The 18,808-nt window shown below is 74.9% G+C and carries 17 protein-coding genes; 10 read left to right on the forward strand and 7 right to left on the reverse strand.

All coding sequences use genetic code 11. From position 1 onward, the window contains the following. Nucleotides 1-89: 89 nt before the first annotated feature. Nucleotides 90-914, reverse strand: coding sequence for an alpha/beta hydrolase (locus ABTY04_RS04845; RefSeq protein ID WP_352211886.1), 825 nt, complete (start codon nucleotides 912-914; stop codon nucleotides 90-92). A gap of 153 nt (nucleotides 915-1,067) precedes the next feature. On the opposite strand from ABTY04_RS04845, the gene ABTY04_RS04850 reads away from it, so the two are divergent. After that, the gene (locus ABTY04_RS04850) at nucleotides 1,068-1,832 is read left to right on the forward strand and encodes a trypsin-like serine peptidase (protein ID WP_352211887.1); all 765 of its coding nucleotides are present in this window, start codon (nucleotides 1,068-1,070) and stop codon (nucleotides 1,830-1,832) included. Between the two features lie 121 nt (nucleotides 1,833-1,953). On the opposite strand, the gene ABTY04_RS04855 is transcribed toward ABTY04_RS04850, so the two are convergent. Genes ABTY04_RS04855 through ABTY04_RS04865 form a run of 3 tightly spaced genes read right to left on the reverse strand, consistent with a single transcriptional unit; the run spans nucleotide 1,954 to nucleotide 4,651 of the window. Continuing rightward, nucleotides 1,954-2,457: an NUDIX hydrolase gene (locus ABTY04_RS04855; protein ID WP_352211888.1), complete on the reverse strand. Its 504-nt coding sequence runs from the start codon at nucleotides 2,455-2,457 to the stop codon at nucleotides 1,954-1,956. A gap of 36 nt (nucleotides 2,458-2,493) precedes the next feature. After that, nucleotides 2,494-4,092 carry an apolipoprotein N-acyltransferase gene (gene lnt, locus ABTY04_RS04860; protein ID WP_352211889.1) on the reverse strand — a complete coding sequence of 533 codons (1,599 nt, stop codon included), beginning with the start codon at nucleotides 4,090-4,092 and terminating at the stop codon, nucleotides 2,494-2,496. 43 nt (nucleotides 4,093-4,135) lie between these two features. Further along, nucleotides 4,136-4,651: a hypothetical protein gene (locus ABTY04_RS04865; RefSeq protein ID WP_352211890.1), complete on the reverse strand. Its 516-nt coding sequence runs from the start codon at nucleotides 4,649-4,651 to the stop codon at nucleotides 4,136-4,138. A gap of 153 nt (nucleotides 4,652-4,804) precedes the next feature. Between ABTY04_RS04865 and ABTY04_RS04870 the strand changes: the two genes are divergently transcribed. Beyond that, nucleotides 4,805-5,281, forward strand: coding sequence for a VOC family protein (locus tag ABTY04_RS04870; RefSeq protein WP_352211891.1), 477 nt, complete (start codon nucleotides 4,805-4,807; stop codon nucleotides 5,279-5,281). Between the two features lie 28 nt (nucleotides 5,282-5,309). Here ABTY04_RS04870 and ABTY04_RS04875 read toward each other — a convergent pair whose 3' ends face one another. Beyond that, complete coding sequence (locus ABTY04_RS04875) at nucleotides 5,310-6,353, reverse strand: FAD-dependent oxidoreductase (protein ID WP_352212142.1); 1,044 nt, start codon at nucleotides 6,351-6,353, stop codon at nucleotides 5,310-5,312. A gap of 189 nt (nucleotides 6,354-6,542) precedes the next feature. On the opposite strand from ABTY04_RS04875, the gene ABTY04_RS04880 reads away from it, so the two are divergent. Together ABTY04_RS04880 and ABTY04_RS04885 are read left to right on the forward strand one after the other, a co-directional pair. Further along, nucleotides 6,543-7,142, forward strand: coding sequence for a TetR/AcrR family transcriptional regulator (locus ABTY04_RS04880; RefSeq protein WP_352211892.1), 600 nt, complete (start codon nucleotides 6,543-6,545; stop codon nucleotides 7,140-7,142). Beyond that, nucleotides 7,142-8,059 (forward strand): ADP-ribosylglycohydrolase family protein, encoded by a 918-nt coding sequence (locus tag ABTY04_RS04885; RefSeq protein ID WP_352212143.1) that lies wholly within the window; start codon nucleotides 7,142-7,144, stop codon nucleotides 8,057-8,059. Before ABTY04_RS04880 ends, ABTY04_RS04885 begins: the two co-directional genes overlap by 1 nt. A 79-nt stretch (nucleotides 8,060-8,138) precedes the next feature. Here ABTY04_RS04885 and ABTY04_RS04890 read toward each other — a convergent pair whose 3' ends face one another. Then, nucleotides 8,139-8,933 (reverse strand): glutamate racemase, encoded by a 795-nt coding sequence (locus ABTY04_RS04890; protein WP_352211893.1) that lies wholly within the window; start codon nucleotides 8,931-8,933, stop codon nucleotides 8,139-8,141. 330 nt (nucleotides 8,934-9,263) lie between these two features. Between ABTY04_RS04890 and ABTY04_RS04895 the strand changes: the two genes are divergently transcribed. The 5 genes from ABTY04_RS04895 to ABTY04_RS04915 all read left to right on the forward strand — a co-directional run bounded on the left by ABTY04_RS04895 (nucleotide 9,264) and on the right by ABTY04_RS04915 (nucleotide 15,584). After that, entirely contained in the window at nucleotides 9,264-10,433 is a 1,170-nt protein-coding gene (locus ABTY04_RS04895; protein ID WP_352211894.1) for a glycosyltransferase, read from the forward strand. A gap of 246 nt (nucleotides 10,434-10,679) precedes the next feature. Continuing rightward, nucleotides 10,680-11,198, forward strand: coding sequence for a DUF6643 family protein (locus tag ABTY04_RS04900; RefSeq protein WP_352211895.1), 519 nt, complete (start codon nucleotides 10,680-10,682; stop codon nucleotides 11,196-11,198). A 52-nt stretch (nucleotides 11,199-11,250) separates the two neighbouring features. Then, nucleotides 11,251-12,075 (forward strand): MOSC domain-containing protein, encoded by an 825-nt coding sequence (locus ABTY04_RS04905; RefSeq protein WP_352211896.1) that lies wholly within the window; start codon nucleotides 11,251-11,253, stop codon nucleotides 12,073-12,075. 320 nt (nucleotides 12,076-12,395) lie between these two features. After that, on the forward strand, nucleotides 12,396-13,007 hold the full coding sequence (locus ABTY04_RS04910; RefSeq protein WP_352211897.1) for an Rv1733c family protein: 612 nt from the start codon (nucleotides 12,396-12,398) through the stop codon (nucleotides 13,005-13,007). A gap of 129 nt (nucleotides 13,008-13,136) precedes the next feature. Further along, entirely contained in the window at nucleotides 13,137-15,584 is a 2,448-nt protein-coding gene (locus ABTY04_RS04915) for a right-handed parallel beta-helix repeat-containing protein (RefSeq protein WP_352211898.1), read from the forward strand. On the opposite strand, the gene ABTY04_RS04920 is transcribed toward ABTY04_RS04915, so the two are convergent. Continuing rightward, entirely contained in the window at nucleotides 15,526-18,060 is a 2,535-nt protein-coding gene (locus tag ABTY04_RS04920; RefSeq protein WP_502996559.1) for a hypothetical protein, read from the reverse strand. The genes ABTY04_RS04915 and ABTY04_RS04920 overlap by 59 nt on opposite strands. Before the next feature lie 218 nt (nucleotides 18,061-18,278). Between ABTY04_RS04920 and ABTY04_RS04925 the strand changes: the two genes are divergently transcribed. Further along, complete coding sequence (locus ABTY04_RS04925; RefSeq protein WP_352211899.1) at nucleotides 18,279-18,773, forward strand: SRPBCC family protein; 495 nt, start codon at nucleotides 18,279-18,281, stop codon at nucleotides 18,771-18,773. Nucleotides 18,774-18,808 lie beyond the last annotated feature (35 nt).

Here is an 18,808-nt window from a genome sequence, read left to right on the forward strand (position 1 = left end):
CTGACCTCAGAGCTCGAAGGCTCCGGCGTCGAAAGTGCTCACCTACCGGCGGCTACGGAACCGAGCATTCCCCGGTTCCGTAGCTCCCATTAGGCGGCTCGGGGGTGGGCCGTCGCGGTGTGGGACCCCAGCCAGGACAGCGAGGCGCGGGCCAGGTCCGGCCAGCCGTGGTCGACGGTCAGGGAGTGGCCGCGGTCCTCGAAGCACTGGTACTCGGTGGTCGCGTGCGAGTGGCGGTACTGGTTGTAGGTCGAGCGGGTCAGCTGGTCCGGGACGGTGTGGTCGAGCCGGCCGGACAGCAGGAGCAGCGGGCCCCGGGTCTCGTTCTCCGTGTCGACCTTGGCCGGGGAGTGCGGGGTGAAATTGCCCAGCGCCAGCTGGAACAGGGGGCGGGCGGAGCTCGGGATGGTCCACTCCTCGAAGAGCTCCTCGGACTCCTCCTCGGAGACCGCGTTGGCGAAGCCGTAGCGGAACTGCTCCCGGTTCAGCGAGACGGACCGCCGGGTGTTGCCGGGGTCGCGCAGAACGGCGAACGTCGACTTGGCCTGGGCCGGAGCGATGACCTTGACGCCCTTGATCTGCCCGGGGCAGATGGCCACGGCGGCCTCGGCGAGGCCCTGGCCGAGCAGGTGCTGGGCGATGAACCCGCCCACCGAGTGCCCCACGAGGACGGGCCGGGCCGGCAGGTCGCGGATCACCTTGGCGTGTGCGTCGGAGATCTCGACGAGGCCGACCCCGGCCTGGTCGTCGGCTCTGCGGCGGGCCTCGGCGACGGTGTCGGGAACCCCGGGCCACTCCGGCATGACGGGCTCGTACCCGGCCTCGCTGAAGGTGTCGGCCCAGCCCTCCCAGCTCGTGGAATGCAGCCAGAGGCCGTGGATGAACACCACGGGCGTACGGCGCTGTGCGGTCATGGCGGGACACCTCCTGGACCCCCCTGGCGCCTCTGCCAGTCTCGCCCACACGGAGCGCCGTCGCCTGGGGAGCCCCGATTCACAGCGCATTCATATGGAATAACAAGCTCCGGGCATAGCTTCGGTGGGGAAGCTCGGGGCATGATCCAGCGCATGCTTCCCCGACCGGCCCACCGCGCCCGCACCCGGCAGGCGTCCCGGATCCTGCTCGCGCTGGCCGCGATGGCCGCCCTGGTGAGCGTGGACCTGCCCGTCGCCGCGGCCGTGCCGCCGCTCGGAGTCACCGCCGAGGCCGGGTCCGACCAGGCGGCGAACCGGGTGGGCGCCCTGTTCGCGGGCTCGCTCGACGACGGGCACTTCTGCACCGCGGCCGTGGTGCGCAGCGACGACCGCAACGTGATCGCGACCGCCGCGCACTGCCTGGACAACCCGGACACCACCGTGTTCGCGCCGGGCTACCGGGACGGCAAGGCCCCGTACGGGCTGTGGAAGCTGACCGACGTGTACGTCGCCCCGGGCTGGACGGACGGGCGGGACCCGGACGAGGACATCGCCTTCGCGACGGTCGCCCCGGCGGACGGCGGGACCAAGCGCATCCAGGACACCGTGGGCGGCTTCCCCGTGGCCACGGAGCAGCCGGACGACGTGACGGTGACGATCCTCGGCTACCCCAGCGAGGACGAGGTCCCGCTGCGCTGCGCCAACGCCACGAGCCTGTTCTCCGAGACCCAGCGCCGGATCGACTGCCCCGACCTCAGCGGCGGCACGAGCGGCAGCCCCTGGCTGGCGGACGGCGCCCTGGCCGGGGTGCTCGGCGGCTACGAGGGCGGCGGCAGCGTCCCGGAGGTCTCGTACAGCGCGGTGATGGGCGACCAGGCCCTGGAGCTCTACCGCGAGGCGGCCGTCTCCGCGGGCTGACCGCCCACCCGGCCGTCAGCCCTGTCCGGGGGCGTGCTCCTCGGTGCCGAAGCCGCGCAGGGCCGCGTCGCGCTCGGCGCGGGTCCGTTCCGGTCCGGCGCGCAGGGCGTCGAGGTCTTCGTCAGGCGTGGCGCTCCGCGCCGATCCCGGCCGCGGGCACCGGCGCGAACCAGGTCGGCTCGTCCCGTTGCGCGCGGTGGATGCGGTCCACCGCGAAGGGATCGAGCGGGGGCAGGTCGTCCACCTCGAACCAGGCCACCTCCAGCGACTCGCTGTCGTTGGCCCGGGCCTCGCCGCCGGTGGCCCGGCAGCGGAAGGTGATGTCCTGGAACTGGCATACGTCGCCGTTCGGGTACGTCATCGGTTCCAGCATCTGCACCAGCACCACCCGCTCCGGGACGCAGTGCACAGCCGTCTCCTCGTACACCTCGCGCACCGCCGTCTGCGCCGGCTGCTCCCCCGGCTCCGCGATCCCGCCGACGACGGCCCACTGACCGGTGTCGGAGCGCCGGCCGAGCAGCACCCGCCCCCGGTCGTCGAAGACGATGGCGGTCACGCCGGGCAGCAGGAGCAGCTGGTTGCCTGCGGAGGCGCGGATCGCGCGGATGAAGTCAGGTGTGGTCATCCCCCGACCCTACGAGACCGCACGCACCGGCCTGCGTCAGGATGCCCGGCGGGCCCGGATCCGGCGGACGAGGGTCCAGCCCAGGCCGCCCGCGGCGACCAGCAGCAGCGCGTACTCGGGCAGCGGGCCGAAGCGGGTCGCCGGGGTCTGCGTGGAGCGCAGCGGGATCTCGGCGACCAGCGCGTCCGCCGTGAACATCTCGGTCTGCTTGACGATCTTGCCGTCGGGGCGGATGACGGCGCTGACCCCGCTGGTGACGGGGACGAGCACGGTCCGGCTGTGCTCGACCGCGCGGACCCGGTCCATCGCGAGCTGCTGGTAGGTCATCTGCGACCGGCCGAACGTGGCGTTGTTGCTCGGTACGGCGATCACCTGCGCGCCGTCCTGGACCGTGGAGCGCACGGCGTCGTCGAAGGCGGCCTCGAAGCAGGTGACCATGCCGACCCTGCTGCCCGCCATGTCGAAGACGCCCGGCTCCTTGCCGGGGCCGAAGTCGCGGCGCACCCGGTCCACGTCCGAACTGAAGAGCCGGACGAAGGAGCGCATCGGGATGCGCTCGCCGAAGGGCTGGATCTTGCGCTTGTCGTACGTGTCGGTGGGGCCCTTGACCGGGTCCCACAGGATCATCGTGTTGCGCAGCGGGCCGGTCTCCGGGGCCAGCACGGAGCCGATCGCGACCGGGACGCCGACGGCCTTGACCGCACGGTCGATGACGTCGTAAGCGTCGGGCTGGGTGTACGGGTCGATGTCGGAGGAGTTCTCCGGCCAGACCACGAAGTCGGGCTTCGGGACCCGGCCGGCCTTGACGTCCGCGGCGAGCTGGAGCGTGCGGTTGGCGTGGTTGTCGAGGACCTGGCGGCGCTGGGCGTTGAAGTCGAACCCGGAGCGCGGGACGTTGCCCTGGACGACGGCGGCCACGGCGGTGCCGTCCTCGGGGGCGTCGGACACCAGCGGGCGGGCGGCGAACGCCGCGCCGATCGGCGCGGCGACGGTGAGGGCCGCGAGGGCCGCGGTCGTCCGGCGGGGGTGGTTGCGGGCGATGCGCAGGGCCTCGTACAGCCCGAATCCGCAGAGCGCCACGGCGAAGGAGAGCAGCGGGGTGCCGCCGAGGGCGGCGAGCGGCAGGAAGAATCCGTCGGCCTGGCCGAAGGCGAGCTTGCCCCAGGGGAAGCCGCCGAACGGGGCCCGGGCGCGCAGCGCCTCGCCCGCGGTCCAGGCGGCCGCGCCCCACAGGGGCCAGCCGGGGAGCCGGCTGACGAGGGCGACCCCGAGGCAGGTGAGGCCGATCAGGAGGGCTTCGAGGGTGACGAGGGCGATCCACGGGACCGGGCCGACGCCCTCGCTGGTCCAGACGAGCAGCGGCAGCAGGAAGCCCAGGCCGTGCAGGAAGCCGAGGCCGAAGCCGGCGCGGGCGCGGCGGCCGTGGAGGCAGCCGCCGAGCAGGGCGAGGGCGAGGGGGGCCAGCCACCACAGTGGGCGGGGCGGGAAGCTCAGGTAGAGCAGCACGCCGGAGCCGAAGGCGAGGGCGGCGCGCAGCGGCCAAGAGGCCGCCCACCTCTTCCAGGGAGATGCGGCGGCTTCGGTTCCGGCTTCCGCTTCGGCGGTGCGGCCGGGCTCTCGGGTGATGCTGCTCATTTGCCGGAGTGTACGTCCCCACCCGCAGGCAGCGGGAAAAACCTCAGCCGGCGAGGGCGCGCAGGTGGGCGCGGATGACGCGGACCGCGTTCTCGGCGTCGTCGACGGTGACCGTGAACAGTTTCCCGTCGCCGAGCCGGAGTTCCAGTCCCTCGCCCCGGCGGACGATGACCGCGGTTCCCCTGTCGGGGCGCCAGCGGTACCCCCAGCCGCCCCACTGCTGGAGGGGGATCCGGGGGAGGAACTCGGCCGAGGCCACCGCGGCGAGCGGGATCCTCCGGCGCGGCAGCCCGACGTAACCGCAGCGGACCTCCACGGCCTCGGCGTCGACGGTGACGGTGACGTGCACGAAGGCGAGGGTGCCGTAGAGGATCAGCAGTCCGACGGCGAGGCAGCCGATGACCGACATCAGCAGCGGGGTGATGCCGGCGGCCCAGGACCAGTCGACGGCGAGCTCGACACCGAGCGCCAGGCAGGCCGCACCGGCCGCGGCCAGCAGCCATTGCGCGCGGTTGGAGGCCCGGCCCGCCCACAGCGGCCCCGGGGGATGAACCGTCATGTGCAGCAGCGTACTCACGTTCCGCGTGTACGCCACCGCCTCTCGCCCGCGCGGCGCGGGTACGTCGGCCGGGCACGTCGGCGCGGGCACGTCGGCGCACGGCCGCCCGGCCGGCTTGACCTCAATAAAGCTTGAGGTTTTACGGTCGTCCGCATGACCACAGACGCAACAGAGCAGCACACCGTGCAGACCGTTCCGGAGCGCTACCGCAGAGCGGTGGTGCCGCACGTCATGGTGGCCGACGCGGCCGCCGCGCTCTCCTTCTACCGGCGGGCCTTCGGCGCCGTCGAGGACTTCCGGCTCGACCGCCCGGAGGGCGGGGTGATACACGCCGAGATCCGGATCGGCGGGGCCGTGCTGATGCTCGGGGACACCGCCGAGGGCCCCTTCTCCGCCCCGCCGGCGCTGGGCGGCACCTCGGTCGCACTGCACGTGTACGTACCGGACGTGGACGCGCTGGTAAGGACGGCGGTGGCCGAGGGCGCGGAGCTGCTCCAGCCGCCGGCCGACCAGTTCCACGGCGACCGGACCGCCATCCTCCGGGACCCGTCCGGCCATCTGTGGGTGTTCCTGACCCACCTGGAGGACGTGTCCGGCGAGGAGCTGGAGCGGCGGCTGGCGGGCGCGTAGGCCGCGGCGCGGCGCGCAGCCCGGCGCCTCAGCCCGGCAGGAGGCCGACGAGCGCGTCGCGCAGGGCGGGGCGGCAGGCCGTCACGAAGCGGTGCAGGTTCCGCGAGCCGAAGGCGACGCGCTGGGCGCTGCGGCGGCGCTCGCCGTCGTACGCGCGCAGGGCGGCGGGCAGGCCGGCCCGCCCGTGGGCCGCGACCGCACGGGCCAGGGCCTCGGCGTCGAGGAGGGCGGTGCAGGCACCCTGGCCGAGGTTCGGGGTCATGGCGTGGGCGGCGTCGCCGACCAGGGCGGTGCGGCCGCCCTCGACGAACGTCGCCGGCGCCGGGTGGAGGTGGCGCATCTTGTAGCGGATCCAGGTCGCCGGATCGGTGTCGGCGAGGACCCGCGGGATCGGGTCGTGCCAGCCGGCGAACGCGGCACGCAGCAGTTCGGCGGCGCCGGCGGTGGTGGCCGCCGCCGTGGCGGCCCCGGGAACGGCGGCGTACCAGTTGGTGCGCCCGGGTTCGACGGGGGTCATCCCGAAGAAACGGCCTGCGCCCCAGGTCTCGCCGTACACGCCGGTCTCGAATCCGGCGGTGCCGATCCAGGCGGCGGTGCCGACGGAGCGGGGGCCGCTGCCCGTGCCGAAGCGGGCGGCGCGCACGGCGCTGTTGATGCCGTCGGCGCCGACGACGAGGTCGGCACCGAGCCCGTCCGGGTCGGTGAGCCGCTGCCCGTACACGATCTCGGTGCCGCCGAGCCGGTCGAGCTCGGCGAGCAGGGCGTCGATCAGGTACGGGCGGGAGACGAGGAGTTCGGGGCGGCCCGCTCTGCGCTCGATCCGTTCGAGCGGCAGGGCGGCCAGCACCTTGCCGTCGGGTCGTCGGATCCGGGCACCGCGGTACGGGACCGCGCGCGCCCGCAGGGCCTCGCCGAGGCCGAGCCGGTCGAGCGCCGCCTGGGCGGTGGGATGGATCCCGAAGGCCGTTCCGTACCGTTCGAGCGCGGTCCGCCGCTCCAGGACGGAGACCGTCCAGCCGGCGCGGCGCAGCCCGATGGCGGTGGCGAGTCCCCCGACTCCCGCGCCGACCACGACGGCCGTACCCGGGCCGACGCCGCGATCACCGCGCTCACCGCGCTCACCACCCGTGACATCCGTGACGCCCGTGACATCCGCATCGTTGCGCATGGCGTACCTCCCCGGTCCACACGACATGCGTTCGCAAGTACCACAGTTGTGGTACTACACCTGTGGTACCACGGATGTGGTTAGGGTGGCAACGTGAATCACGACCGGAGGGACCGGCTGCGCGACGCGGCCGTCACGGTGCTGGCGGAAGCGGGCGGGCGCGGGCTGACGCACCGGGCCGTCGACACCGCCGCCGCCGTACCGCTGGGCACGGCCAAGAACTACTTCCCCACCCGCGACGCACTCCTGCGGGCCGTCGCCGAGCGCTGCCTTGAGCAGTACCGGGCGCTGGCCGCCGTCCTGGCGCAGGCCGGTCCGGGACCCGCCGACCGGGCCGGGCTGGCAGCCCTGCTCGCCGGGCTGCTGCGCGACGTGGCCGGGCCCGGCAGACCGCGCGTGCTGGCCTATCTGGAGCTCCAGACCGAGGCGACGCGGCGGCCCTGGCTGGCCGCACTCCTCGACCCGATCGGCGCCGCCGACTTCGCGGCCCACGCGCACCTGCTGCGCGCGGCCGGGCTGCCGGCCGGACCGCAGCATGCCCGCACCCTCACGCTCGCGCTGCACGGCGCGATCCCCCACCTGCTGGCCGGGGCCCCGGACACCCTGGCCGCCGCCGGCCTGGACGACCTGGAGCGCTTCGCCCGCGGTGTACTGGCCTGCGTATGCCCCGAACCGCCCGAGGAGGAACCGTGATCACTCGACTCGACCGCGCCGTGGGCGCCGTGCTGGGCTCGGCCGTCGGTGACGCGCTCGGCGCGCCCTACGAGTTCGGGCCCGCAGGGGAGTTGACAGCGCGCGGCGAGGAGATGCGCGGGGGCGGCGGCTGGGATCCGGGCGAGGCGACGGACGACACGCAGATGGCCGTCCTGGTCGGCGAGTCCCTGCTGGAGCACGGCGGTCTCGAACTCGCCGACATCTTCGGACGGTTCCAGCGCTGGGCGGCCGGCGAGCCCAAGGACATCGGGCTCCAGACGGAGGACGTGCTGACCAACGGCGAGGCCTGGGACCTGGCCGCCGCACTGCACTTCCAGATCAACGCGCGGGCGGCGGGCAACGGTTCCCTGATGCGGGCCTCCACCTCGGCGGTGTACTTCGCCGCCGACGGGCGGGAGGGAACGATGGACGCCGCACGGCGGATCGCGGCGCTGACGCACGGCGACCGGGCCGCCTGGGAGGGCACGGCCGTACTGCACGAACTCGTACGGGTGACGCTCGACGGCGGCGATCCGCTGGCCGTCCTCCCCGAGGTGCTCGACGCCGTGCACCCGGACCACCGCGAGCGGTACCGGACCGTACTCGGCCCCGACTGGCATCCGGGACTCGCCACCGAGTTCAACGGGGCGGTGTGGCCCTGCCTGGGCTCCGCGGTGTGGGCGCTGCGGACGACCGGCGGCTTCGCCGACGCCGTACGGGCCGCCGTGGACCTGGGCGGGGACACGGACACGGTGGCCGCGGTCACCGGCACCCTGGCCGGGGCGCGCTACGGCCAGTCGGCGCTCCCGCGGGAGTGGACCACCCCGCTGCACGTACCGCTGCCCGGTTTCGGGGACCGGGTGCTGGACGCGGACGGTCTGCGTGCGCTCGCTCAGTCGCTGGCGGAGCGGACGTAGCGCTCGGGGAGCAGATCCGCCACGGGCACGGCCCGCAGGGCGCCGCCGGACCCGAGGGCGAGGGCGAGGTCCTGCGGGGTCATCGCCCGACGGCCGCGCCCTCTCCCGCGAGCAGCCGCCCTTCGGCGTACCCGAGCGCGGCGGCGGGAAGCTCCCCGTCCTGTCCGCTGAGCAGCACGGTCAGGGTTCCCGTACGGGGCAGGCCCGGCTCGGGGAGGGCGCCGAGGCGGCGCAGCGCCTGCACGGCGACGGGCTCGGCGGAGCCGTGGAAGCGGAGCCCGGCGCCGCCGGTCCGCTCGGCCAGGGCGGCCCGGATGGGCGCGTCGACGAGCTCGTAGTGAGTGCAGCCCAGGACGACGTCGGTCACGTCGGGCGGAGTCAGCGCGGCAGCCGCGGCAACGGCCGCCGCGACGGCGTCGTCGTCCCCCGCCTCGACGGCGTCGGCCAGTCCCGGGCAGGGCACCTCGGTGACGGGGACCCCGGCGGCGAAGTCGCGGATCAGCCCGCGCTGGTAGGAGCTGCCGGTGGTGGCAGGGGTGGCCCAGATGGCCATGCGCCCGCCCGCGGCAGCGGCGGGCTTGATCGCCGGCACGGTCCCGATCACCGGGACCCCGGGCTCCAGCTCGGCCCGCAGGGCGGGCAGGGCGTGCACGGTGGCGGTGTTGCAGGCCACGATCAGCGCGTCCGGCCGGTGCCCGGCGGCGGCCCGGGCCACACCGAGGGCCCGCCCGGTCAGATCGGCGGGGGTACGCGGCCCCCAGGGCATGCCGACGGGGTCGGAGGAGAGGACCAGATCGACGTCGGGCCGCAGCCGCCGCATCGCGGCGGCCGCCGCGAGGAGGCCGATTCCGGAGTCCATGAGGGCGATCTTCACCCGGTCACCTTAATCGAAGCCCCGCTGGAAAGCCCCCAGCGGAGCCCGACGGGGGCGGAGCCGGCCGGCCGGAGGCGCGGCGGGAGACGGGCCGGGCGGCGAGGCGGGCGCGGCGGGAGACGGGCCGGGCGGCGAGGCGGGCGCGGCGCGAGACGGGCCGGGCGGCGAGGCGGGGCCCGGCCGACCCCAACCCCCGGCCCGGCCGTTGCGACACGGAGCACACGGAGCACACGTCCCGCGCCGCCCCGACCGACCTGCCCCGCCGCCCCCGCCCCGCCCCGCCCCGCCCGAATGCGCGACACGCCCCGCAGGGTTCGGCACACTGCCCGCATGGGCCTTCTCTGCGCCGCCTGCGCCTCCCTCGTCGTCTGGATCTGGCTCACGCTCGCCCAGGGCATGTTCTGGCGCACCGACGTCCGGCTCCCTCCGCGCAGCGCTCCCGCGCGCTGGCCGTCCGTCGCCGTCGTCGTCCCGGCCCGGGACGAGGCCGCGGTACTGCCGCGCAGCCTGCCCTCGCTCATCGCCCAGGACTATCCCGGCGAAGCCGAGGTCATCCTGGTCGACGACGGCAGCACCGACGGCACCGGCGACCTCGCCCTGCGGCTGGCCCGGGAGCATCCCGGGCTGCCCCTCACCGTCGTCTCCCCCGGCGAGCCGGAACCCGGCTGGACGGGGAAGCTGTGGGCGCTGCGCCACGGCATCGCGCTCGCCCGGGCCGCACATGCCACCGAGCCCGAGTACCTGCTCCTGACCGACGCCGACATCGCGCACGAGCCCGACAGCCTCCGCGAGCTGGTCTCGGCCGCAACGACCGCCGAGCTCGACCTCGTCTCGCAGATGGCCCGTCTCCGTGTCGTCAGCCTCTGGGAGCAGCTCGTCGTACCGGCCTTCGTGTACTTCTTCGCGCAGCTCTACCCCTTCCGCCGGATCAACCGCGCGACCGGCCGGACCGCCGCTGCGGCCGGCGGCTGCGTCCTGCTGCGGACCGAGGCCGCGGTGCGGGCGGGCGTGCCGGATTCGATCCGGCACGCCGTCATCGACGACGTCTCCCTCGCCCGCGCCGTCCGGCGCTCGGGCGGCCGGATCTGGCTGGGGCTCGCGGAGCGGGTGGACAGCGTACGCCCGTACCCCGCGCTCGGGGACCTGTGGCGGATGGTCTCGCGCAGCGCCTACGCGCAACTGCGCCACCAGCCGCTGCTGCTGGCGGGGACGGTGGCCGGGCTCGTGCTCGTCTACCTCGTCCCCCCGGCCGCCGTCCTCGCGGGGGCCGCGACCGGGCACGCGGCCACCGCGTGGGCCGGCGGTCTCGCCTGGCTGCTGATGGCCGGCACCTATCTGCCGATGCTGCGCTACTACCGCCAGCCTGCCGTGCTGGCTCTTCTGCTTCCGCTCACGGCCCTGCTGTACCTCCTGATGACCGTCGACTCGGCCGTTCAGCACTACCGGGGCCGCGGAGCGGCGTGGAAGGGCCGTACCTATGCCCGCCCCCATGATGCCTGAAACGACAAACCGCCCTCCGAGCCGATGTCATCCCAGGTCACCGTGTTGTGACGCTGCGTCAGCAGCAAGTCGGTGCAACACCCGACCGGTGGGCACGAGTAGGAGCAAGCCGGGGCGGATGTGGCGAATCGTGCACGTGAACACGAAGTGAAGCGAGTGGCGCTGACCTGCGAATATGCAGGTCAGCGCGGCGTTCGTCACACCTCGCTATGGACCCGGTGAAGTCGTGGGCTTAACTTAGGTCCCATGACCTCCCCCCGCTCCACTTATGGCGGCGGTTACTACTCCGCGCCCTCCTTCCCGGACACCCCCATCTACGACTCCCTCGTCGCCGAACGCGGCACTCCGCAGATCGCCCCGATCCGCGTTCCGGCCGCGTACGACTCCCCGAGCGCCGGCTATTCGAGCGGCGGGTACCTCCCGGCCCTCGCCTCGTCGCTGCCCGCCCTGCCTGCCGCGCTGCCCCCGGCCGCGCCGCAGCAGCAGGCCCCGGCGTACGGGTACCCGTACCAGCAGCAGGCGGCGCCCTCGCCGATGCCGCTGCAGAACGCGCCCGCTCCGTACATCCCGCAGCAGCAGCCGGCCGTGGCCCGCGCGGGATACATGCAGCAGGCCCAGCCGCAGCAGCCCCGTCCGGTGGCCACGGGCACCGGGTACGAGGCGATGCGTCCGGCCGCACCGCGTCCGATGCAGGTTCCGGCTCCGGTCCCGGCCGCCTCGTATGAGGACCCGTACGGCCGTCAGTACCAGGGGCGTGGCTACTGACGGGCCCGACGCTCGCTGGGGCGTGCGCGGGAGCTCCTGGCAGGATGCTCCCATGTCGAACTTGTATGTCCAGGCGCTCCACGTCCACCCCGTCAAGTCGGTAGCGGGGACAGCTCCCGACGAGGTGGCCGTGGAGCCCTGGGGTCTGTCCGCGGACCGGCGGTGGGCGCTGGTAGACACCGAGGGCACGGTCATCACCCAGCGCCAGCAGCCTCGGCTCGCGTTGGCCGCGGCGCGTCCGCTGGGGGGTGGTGCCGTCGCGCTTTCGGCGCCGGGCATGGCCGGGCTGGTCGTGGAGGTGCCGGAGCCGGGTCCGCTGGAGCCGGTCGTGCTGTTCGGCAAGAAGGTGGAGACCGTGGTCGCGGCGAGCGCGGCGGCCGACTGGTTCAGCGCCTACCTGGGGGTGCCGGCGCGGCTCGTGCACATGGACGACCCTGCTGTGCGGCGGCCCGTGGACCCGGAGTACGCACTGCCGGGTGAGACGGTGAGCCTCGCCGACGGCTATCCGGTGCTGCTGGCGACCCTCGCGTCGCTGGACGCGCTCAACTCGCTGATCGCGCAGGGGGACCATCCGAAGGAGGGTCCGCTGCCGATGAACCGTTTCCGCCCGAATGTGGTGGTCGCCGGCGCCGAGGCGTGGGCCGAGGACGGCTGGCGGCGGATCGCGATCGGCGACGCCGTCTTCCGGGGGGCCCGGGAGTGCGGGCGGTGCATCGTCACGACCACCGACCAGGCGACGGCGGAGCGCGGCAAGGAGCCCCTCAAGACCCTGGCCCTGCACCGGCGGATCGGCAAGTCGCTGGCCTTCGGGCGGCAGCTGGTGCCGGTGCGGGTGGGCACGGTGCGGGTGGGTGACGAGGTCCGCGTGCTGGAATGAGCCGGCGGGCCGGGCGGCGGGGCTGCCCGGCGGCGGGGCCGGGTGGGCGCCCGGGTGGCACGCCCGGCCGTGAGGGGACCCTCGGAATGACACCTTCGAGGGGCTGTGCAGGAACGTTGGAACCAACCACCGTGAGCGGGCCGTTGGAGCACTCGACGGGTATGCCTGAAAGATGCGTGAGCTCGGATTCGACCACCGGGACTTCGCGCACCGAATCGGGTGACACGGCTGCCGCGCGTCCCGGAATGCTCGTTGCGGGGCATGCGGGAGGCTTGGACCGCAGGCAGACGGAGGCTGGCACAAGTAGGGGGAGCCGGACCGTGTGGACAGCAATGGGTGTGTGGCGTTGGCGGCGCAATCCGCTACGCCGGCCGACCGATCTCTTCGAGGCGTGGGTGGCGTTCGCCGCACTGGCGTGCGTCCTGCTGGTGGCTCCGGCCGTCGGCACGGTCGCGGGCCTGAAAATAGACGGAACGCTGCAGCAGGCCGCGCGCGAACAGCGGCAGGAGCGGCATCTCGTCCCGGCGGTGGTGGTCCGTCCGGCCGCGGATCCGCCCGCGGGGACGGAGTCTGATCCGTCGGCGCAGCGGCAGAGCCCGCAGCGCACGCCGATCGTGGCGTCCTGGACGGCGCCCGACGGGAGCAGCCACCAGGGCACGGTGCCTGCGGCGGAGGAACCGCCGCAGGCGGGCGACCGGTTCCGGATATGGACCGATACGCAGGGGCGGCTCGTGGGGCGGCCCCTCGACGCGGCCTCGGCGAGCATCCACGCCGCGGTGGTGGGCCTGGCCGCCGCCATCGGCGCGGCCGCGCTGGTGGAAACGGTCCGCCGGCTCGTCGTACGAAGGCTCATGCATCGGCGGTACATACGTCTGGACCGCGCATGGGCGGCGGCGGGACCGGACTGGGGCCGGGCGGGCGCGGGCAGCTGACCTGGCATCTCACCGGCCCCGCGCGCGCTACGGTGGAGCGGCCGGAGTCGGTCGCCGCCACCGCGGCGGGCGGCGGCGGTTTCGGTCGCTTCGACAGCGCGAGTACGAGGGCGGGGGCACGACAGCACCATGGCACAGGGCACGGTCCAGGTGACGCACAGCGGGGCTTCGCGATGGCGGCGCCGCTCCGGTGAGTATCCGACGCTGGCCGCCGCGCTCGCCGTCGCGGGCGACGGGGATGTGCTGTCCATCGCGCCCGGAACCTACCGGGAGAACCTGGTGCTGAACCATGCCGTCACCCTGCGGGGGCCGGAGGGCTCGCCGGGTTCGGTGCGGATCGCGCCGCTCGACGGGGTCGCGCTGACGGTCCGCGCCTCGGCCGTGGTCCAGGACCTGCACCTGGAGGGGCAGGACCGGGCGGCGCCCGCGCTGCTCGTCGAGGAGGGCTCCCCCGAGCTCACCGATCTGCGGGTGAGCACACAGTCGGCGGCCGGCATCGAGGTGCGCGGCGGGGCCCGTCCCCTCGTGCGGCGGTGCACGGTGGAGAACCCGACGGGTGTGGGGATCGCCGTACTGGACGGTGGCGGCGGGGTGTTCGAGGAGTGCGAGGTGGTGGCCGCCGGGCAGGCCGGGGTCTCCGTCCGCGGCAGCGGGCATCCGCGCCTGGAGCGCTGCCGGATCCACCATGCGTCGGGCGCGGGCATCGCGGTCACCGGCGAGGGTTCGGGCCTGGAGGCACTGGGCTGCGAGGTGTACGAGATCAAGGGGACCGGCGTGCAGATCGCCGCGCGCGCGGCGGCCCGCCTCACCGACTGCGCGGTGCACCGCACCTCGGCGGACGGGGTCACCCTCGACACGGACGCCGTGCTCACCCTCGCCGGCTGCGACATCCACGACATCCCGGAGAACGCGGTGGACCTGCGCTCCCGTTCGGTGCTCACGCTCAGCCGCACCACCGTCCGCCGGTTCGGCCGCAACGGCCTGTCGGTGTGGGATCCGGGGACCCGGGTGGATGCCGAGTCCTGCGAGATCCACGACAGTACGGGCGACTATCCGGCGGTGTGGATCAGTGACGGGGCCACCGCCTCGCTGAACTCCTGCCGGGTGCACGATGTGCCGGACGCGGTGTTCGTCCTGGACCGGGGCTCGCGCGCCGACGTCGTCGACAGCGATCTGTCCCAGGTGCGCAACACGGCCGTCTCGGTGAGCGACGGCGCGACCGCGCAGGTCGACGACTGCCGGATCCGGGAGGCTGCGACCGGGGCCTGGTTCCGCGACCACGGCAGCGGCGGCACCCTCGCCAACTGCACCATCGACGCGGTCCAGACGGGGGTGATCGTCACCAAGGGCGCCGATCCCGCACTGGAGCGGTGCACGGTCAGCTCCCCGGCGGAAGCGGGGTTCTACGTGTCGGCCGCCGGCCGCGGGACGTTCCGGTCCTGCCGGGTGACGGGCAGTACCGGCTTCGGTTTCCACGTCATCGACGGCTGCCGCACCACGCTGACCCGCTGCCACACCGAGCGCTGCGCCCGCGGCGGCTACGAGTTCGCGGAGGACGGCCCGGTCGCCGAGGAGTGCACGAGTGACGAATCCGGGTTGAGGCTCGCCGCCCAGTCGGCCGCGGCCGGCGCCCTCGCCGGTGAGCGCGCCGGCATCCGCACGGCCGAAGCCGTCCGGACTCCTGCGGCGCAGACGGCCCCGGTGCCCGCACCGCGCCCCGGGGGCGAAGCGGGCGGGGGGCCGGCGGCACGCGGCTCCGGCGAAGTGCTGGGCCAGCTCGACGCGCTGGTGGGCCTGGACAGCGTCAAGCGCGAGGTGCGGGCGCTCACCGACATGATCGAGGTGGGCCGGCGGCGGCAGCAGGCGGGCCTCAAGGCCGCCTCGGTGCGCCGCCATCTGGTGTTCACCGGCTCTCCGGGCACCGGCAAGACGACAGTGGCCCGGCTCTACGGCGAGATCCTGGCCTCCCTCGGGGTCCTGGAGCGCGGCCACCTGGTCGAGGTCTCGCGGGTGGACCTGGTCGGCGAGCACATCGGTTCCACGGCGATCCGCACCCAGGAGGCGTTCGAACGGGCGCGCGGCGGGGTGCTGTTCATCGACGAGGCGTACGCGCTGGCGCCGGAGGACTCGGGCCGGGACTTCGGGCGCGAGGCGATCGACACGCTCGTGAAGCTGATGGAGGACCACCGGGACGCGGTCGTGGTGATCGTCGCCGGATACACGGCGGAGATGGATCGCTTCCTGACCGTCAATCCCGGTGTGGCCTCACGGTTCTCGCGGACCATCGCCTTCGGCGACTACGGGCCGCAGGAGCTGCTGCGAATCGTCGAGCAGCAGGCGGAGGAGCACGAATACCGGCTCGGGGAGGGCACCGCCGAGGCGCTTCTGACGTACTTCACGGAGCTGCCCAAGGGCCCGGCGTTCGGCAACGGCCGCACGGCCCGGCAGACCTTCGAGTCGATGGTCGAGCGGCATGCGGGCCGGGTGGCGCAGTTGCCGGACCCTGGCACGGACGAGCTCACCCTGCTGTTTCCGGAGGATCTTCCGGCGCTGCCGGTGCTGCCGGCTCCCTGCTGACCCGCGGGGCCGGTACGGCGGGCGGGGCCGGTGTGCCGCCGCGCCCGGCCGGCGGACCTCCGGGTGCGGTGGACCGGGCGCGGCGGGCCGGTCCGGCCAACCGGGCCAGGAGGGCGTCGCGTTCGGCGGCGAAGGCCGGGTCGGACTGGTAGTCGAAGTGGCCGAGGATCGGCGCGGGCAGCGGGTGGCGGGCGCTGCGCCCGTAGGCGAGCGGGTCGGCGAGCGGCCCGCGGTCCACGGAGCCGGCCGCGGCGGGCGGTTCGGCCGGGCCATGGGGATCGGCCGGGCCGAGCGGGCCGGCCGGGCCGGCGCCGTCGCGGGGGTCGGTGAGGACCGGGCCGCCGATCGGGTCGGTGGCGCGCCAGAGGTTGCGCCAGCAGTCGAGTTCCCCGTGCAGCGCGCCGAGCGGTCCCGGTCCGAAGTACGCCGGGAACCAGCGCCCGTACAGCCTCCGGAGCGGGGAGCCGTACGTGAGCAGGGCGACCCGGCTGCGGACCTGCGGCGGCAGCTGCCAGACCGCGGCGGCCGCAAGGACGCTGCCCTGGGAGTGGCCGGAGATGACGAGGCGGCCGCCGGTGCGGCCGGTCCAGCCGGTCATCCGCCAGGTCAGGTCGGGGACGGCGCGCTCGGCGTAGCAGGGCGGGGCGAACGGGTGGGCGGCGCGCGGCCAGAAGGTGCCGACGTCCCACAGCACGCCGACGGTGCGGCGGGCGGCGGGATCCCGGTAGGCGCGGCGGCCCCAGGCGACGAACGCGGCGATGCCGAGTCCGATCAGCCAGGATCCGGCGTCCTGGGCGGCGCGGGCGGCGGTCTCCAGCAGCGGGTGTGCGCCGCGGGCGGCCTCGCCCGGGACCCGGCCGCTGATCCAGGCTCCGGCGAGGGCGCCCGCGCCGAGCACCAGGGTGATCCCGGAGACGGCGGCCACGAACCAGGGCGCGGAGTCGGTGAGCGCGGCGGCGGCCCGGGCCCCGGCGATCCGGCGGCTGCGGTCCTGGTCGGGCGGCTCTCCCGGGTACTCGGCGGCCACCCCGGCGGCGAGCCGGCGCCGGGCGCGCGCCCCGCGTACCGCGAACCAGGCGGCGAGCAGGGCCAGTACGAGGAGCAGCGGGGGCAGTACGGCGGCCTGCCAGGACAGCAGCACGGGCGGCGCGGGCGGGGTCGGCACGGACAGCAGGATGCCGCCCGGTCCGGGAGCGGTCCCGCCGTCGAGCCAGTCGGCGACCCGCTGGGCGACCCCGCCGGACATCACCCCGCCGAGGGCGCAGGCGAGCATGGCGATGGCGGGCCCGCCGAGGCCGTACAGGGCGGACGCCGGATCGGGGGCCAGCCGGTACAGGTGGACGGCGACGGCGGCGAGGAGCAGGACGCAGCAGCCCTGGCCGAGCATGAGCACGCCGAAGGCGAAGTCGCCGGGAAGCCGCCCGGTGGAGGTCCACCCAGGGCGCGACCAGCCGGCGTACAGCAGGACGGCGGCGAGCAGCGCGAGGGCTGAGCCGGGCAGCAGGGTGACGGCGGCCCGGTCGAGACGGTGGTCGGGACGGGCCTCGGTGCGGCCGCGTCGGCAGACGACCCAGGCGACGGCGACGGCCCCGGCGGCGAGCAGCCCCTCCACGGTCCAGCCGAGGGCTTCCAGGACGGGGCTGCCGGCGCGGCGGTCGTAGCGGGCGGTGGGTGCGGCGACGGCGGCCGCGACGGTGAGCAGCCCGGCGGCGGTGTGCGCGGCGCGCAGCCGGGCGACGATGCGCCGCCCGTACCAGAAGCCGGGCCGGCCGAGCGCGGGCGCACCGTCACCGCCCGCTGCGGGGGCGGCCGTTCCGGTGGGCGGCGGCTGGGACTCGTACGCGCTCCAGGTGCGGTTCGACAGGAACCACAGGAGCCCGGTCAGTGCGGCCGGGACCAGCGCGCCGAGCGCGAGCCGCCGCCCGGGCTGGCCCCACCAGTGGCCGGGCGCCAGGAAGCCGAGCCGGGACCGGGGGCCGGTGCAGGTCCCGGACCCCGCGCACTGCCAGGCGAGGAGGTCGAGCGCGACCTCGCAGGCGGCCGCGATGAGGAGGAGGGTGAGGCTGAGGGCGAGGACCCGTACGAGGAGTCCGTACGTGCGCACCGCGCGCGGCTCCGGGCCGGTGGCGGGTGCGGCCGGCCGGGCCCAGTGGGCGAGGTTGACCACCATGAAGGGCAGGAGCAGCAGCCACAGGGCGCGGGCGCCGTTTCCGGAGGTGAGCCGGGACCAGCAGTAGGCCTCGATCACGGGCCGGCCGGCGTACCGCTCGGGGTGGGCCTCGGCGTCGGCGTCGCGGGCGCGGCGGAACACGGCGGCGGTGGAGTCCCCGGTGATCCGGACGGTGCGCGGATCGCCGAGGAGCTCGTCGGGGGATGCGCCGTGGACTCCGTGGACGCGGAGTTCGAGGGCTGGTGGGCGTGGGGGTGTGAGAAGTTCGAGGGCCAGGGGATGCGGGGGCTGGGGGGTGTCCGGCACGGCGGCCTCCGCTCGCGGGGCGGGATCAGCGCGGATCCAGCATCCCGCGCGGCGGACCGCATGCCTAGGCCTGTCCGGGGGATCCTCGTGAGCTGATTCCGGGTCGCCCGGGCCGGGGCCGGAGCCCGGGCCGCGGCGGACATATGACGGGACGTCAGCTAGGGTACGCGCACGCACTCGCACGCACGTTCCGCCGATTACCCCCAGGAGGGACCGCCATGGTTCGCCGACTCCGCCCGGTGGGGCTGGACTTCACCGAGGACGCCCCGATCCGCCTGGTCTTCACCGCACGGACGGCAGCGGCACCCGAGGCCGTGTACCGGGCCCTGGCCGAGGACGTCGAGGGCTGGCCGCGGTGGTTCGGGGCGGTGACCCTGGCGCGGCCGACGCACGGGGGTGCGGGCCGGGAGGTCCGGCTGGTCGGCGGGACCCGCTTCCAGGAGACGGTCATGGCGGCGGATCCGGAGCAGCGCTATGCGTACCGCGTCGACGAGACCAACCTGCCCGGGGTCCGTGCGCTGCTGGAGGAGTGGCGGCTCAGCCCCGCCGCCCCGGGCTCCGGCACCCTGGTCCGCTGGACCTTCGCCGCCGACGGCCCCGCGCTGTTCCGGTTCGCGCTCGCCGGCGCCCGTCCGGGCATGGGCCTGTCGTTCCGGTCGGCGGTCCGGGCACTGGACGCCCGCCTGTCGCAGCAGCGCCCGGCCGGCCAGTAGCGGCTCCGGCGTCGGGGCCGGCGGGTGCGGGTGCG

Source organism: Streptomyces sp. NPDC097981 (assembly GCF_040302565.1).
Lineage (GTDB): Bacteria > Actinomycetota > Actinomycetes > Streptomycetales > Streptomycetaceae > Streptomyces.

Excerpts from the sequence above, each read along its gene's own strand:
- ABTY04_RS04845 (WP_352211886.1), bottom strand. The coding sequence starts at position 914 with ATGACCGCACAGCGCCGTACGCCCGTGGTGTTCATCCACGGCCTCTGG.
- ABTY04_RS04850 (WP_352211887.1), top strand. The coding sequence starts at position 1,068 with ATGCTTCCCCGACCGGCCCACCGCGCCCGCACCCGGCAGGCGTCCCGG.
- ABTY04_RS04855 (WP_352211888.1), bottom strand. The coding sequence starts at position 2,457 with ATGACCACACCTGACTTCATCCGCGCGATCCGCGCCTCCGCAGGCAAC.
- lnt (WP_352211889.1), bottom strand. The coding sequence starts at position 4,092 with ATGAGCAGCATCACCCGAGAGCCCGGCCGCACCGCCGAAGCGGAAGCC.
- ABTY04_RS04865 (WP_352211890.1), bottom strand. The coding sequence starts at position 4,651 with ATGACGGTTCATCCCCCGGGGCCGCTGTGGGCGGGCCGGGCCTCCAAC.
- ABTY04_RS04870 (WP_352211891.1), top strand. The coding sequence starts at position 4,805 with ATGACCACAGACGCAACAGAGCAGCACACCGTGCAGACCGTTCCGGAG.
- ABTY04_RS04895 (WP_352211894.1), top strand. The coding sequence starts at position 9,264 with ATGGGCCTTCTCTGCGCCGCCTGCGCCTCCCTCGTCGTCTGGATCTGG.
- ABTY04_RS04900 (WP_352211895.1), top strand. The coding sequence starts at position 10,680 with ATGACCTCCCCCCGCTCCACTTATGGCGGCGGTTACTACTCCGCGCCC.
- ABTY04_RS04905 (WP_352211896.1), top strand. The coding sequence starts at position 11,251 with ATGTCGAACTTGTATGTCCAGGCGCTCCACGTCCACCCCGTCAAGTCG.
- ABTY04_RS04915 (WP_352211898.1), top strand. The coding sequence starts at position 13,137 with ATGGCACAGGGCACGGTCCAGGTGACGCACAGCGGGGCTTCGCGATGG.
- ABTY04_RS04925 (WP_352211899.1), top strand. The coding sequence starts at position 18,279 with ATGGTTCGCCGACTCCGCCCGGTGGGGCTGGACTTCACCGAGGACGCC.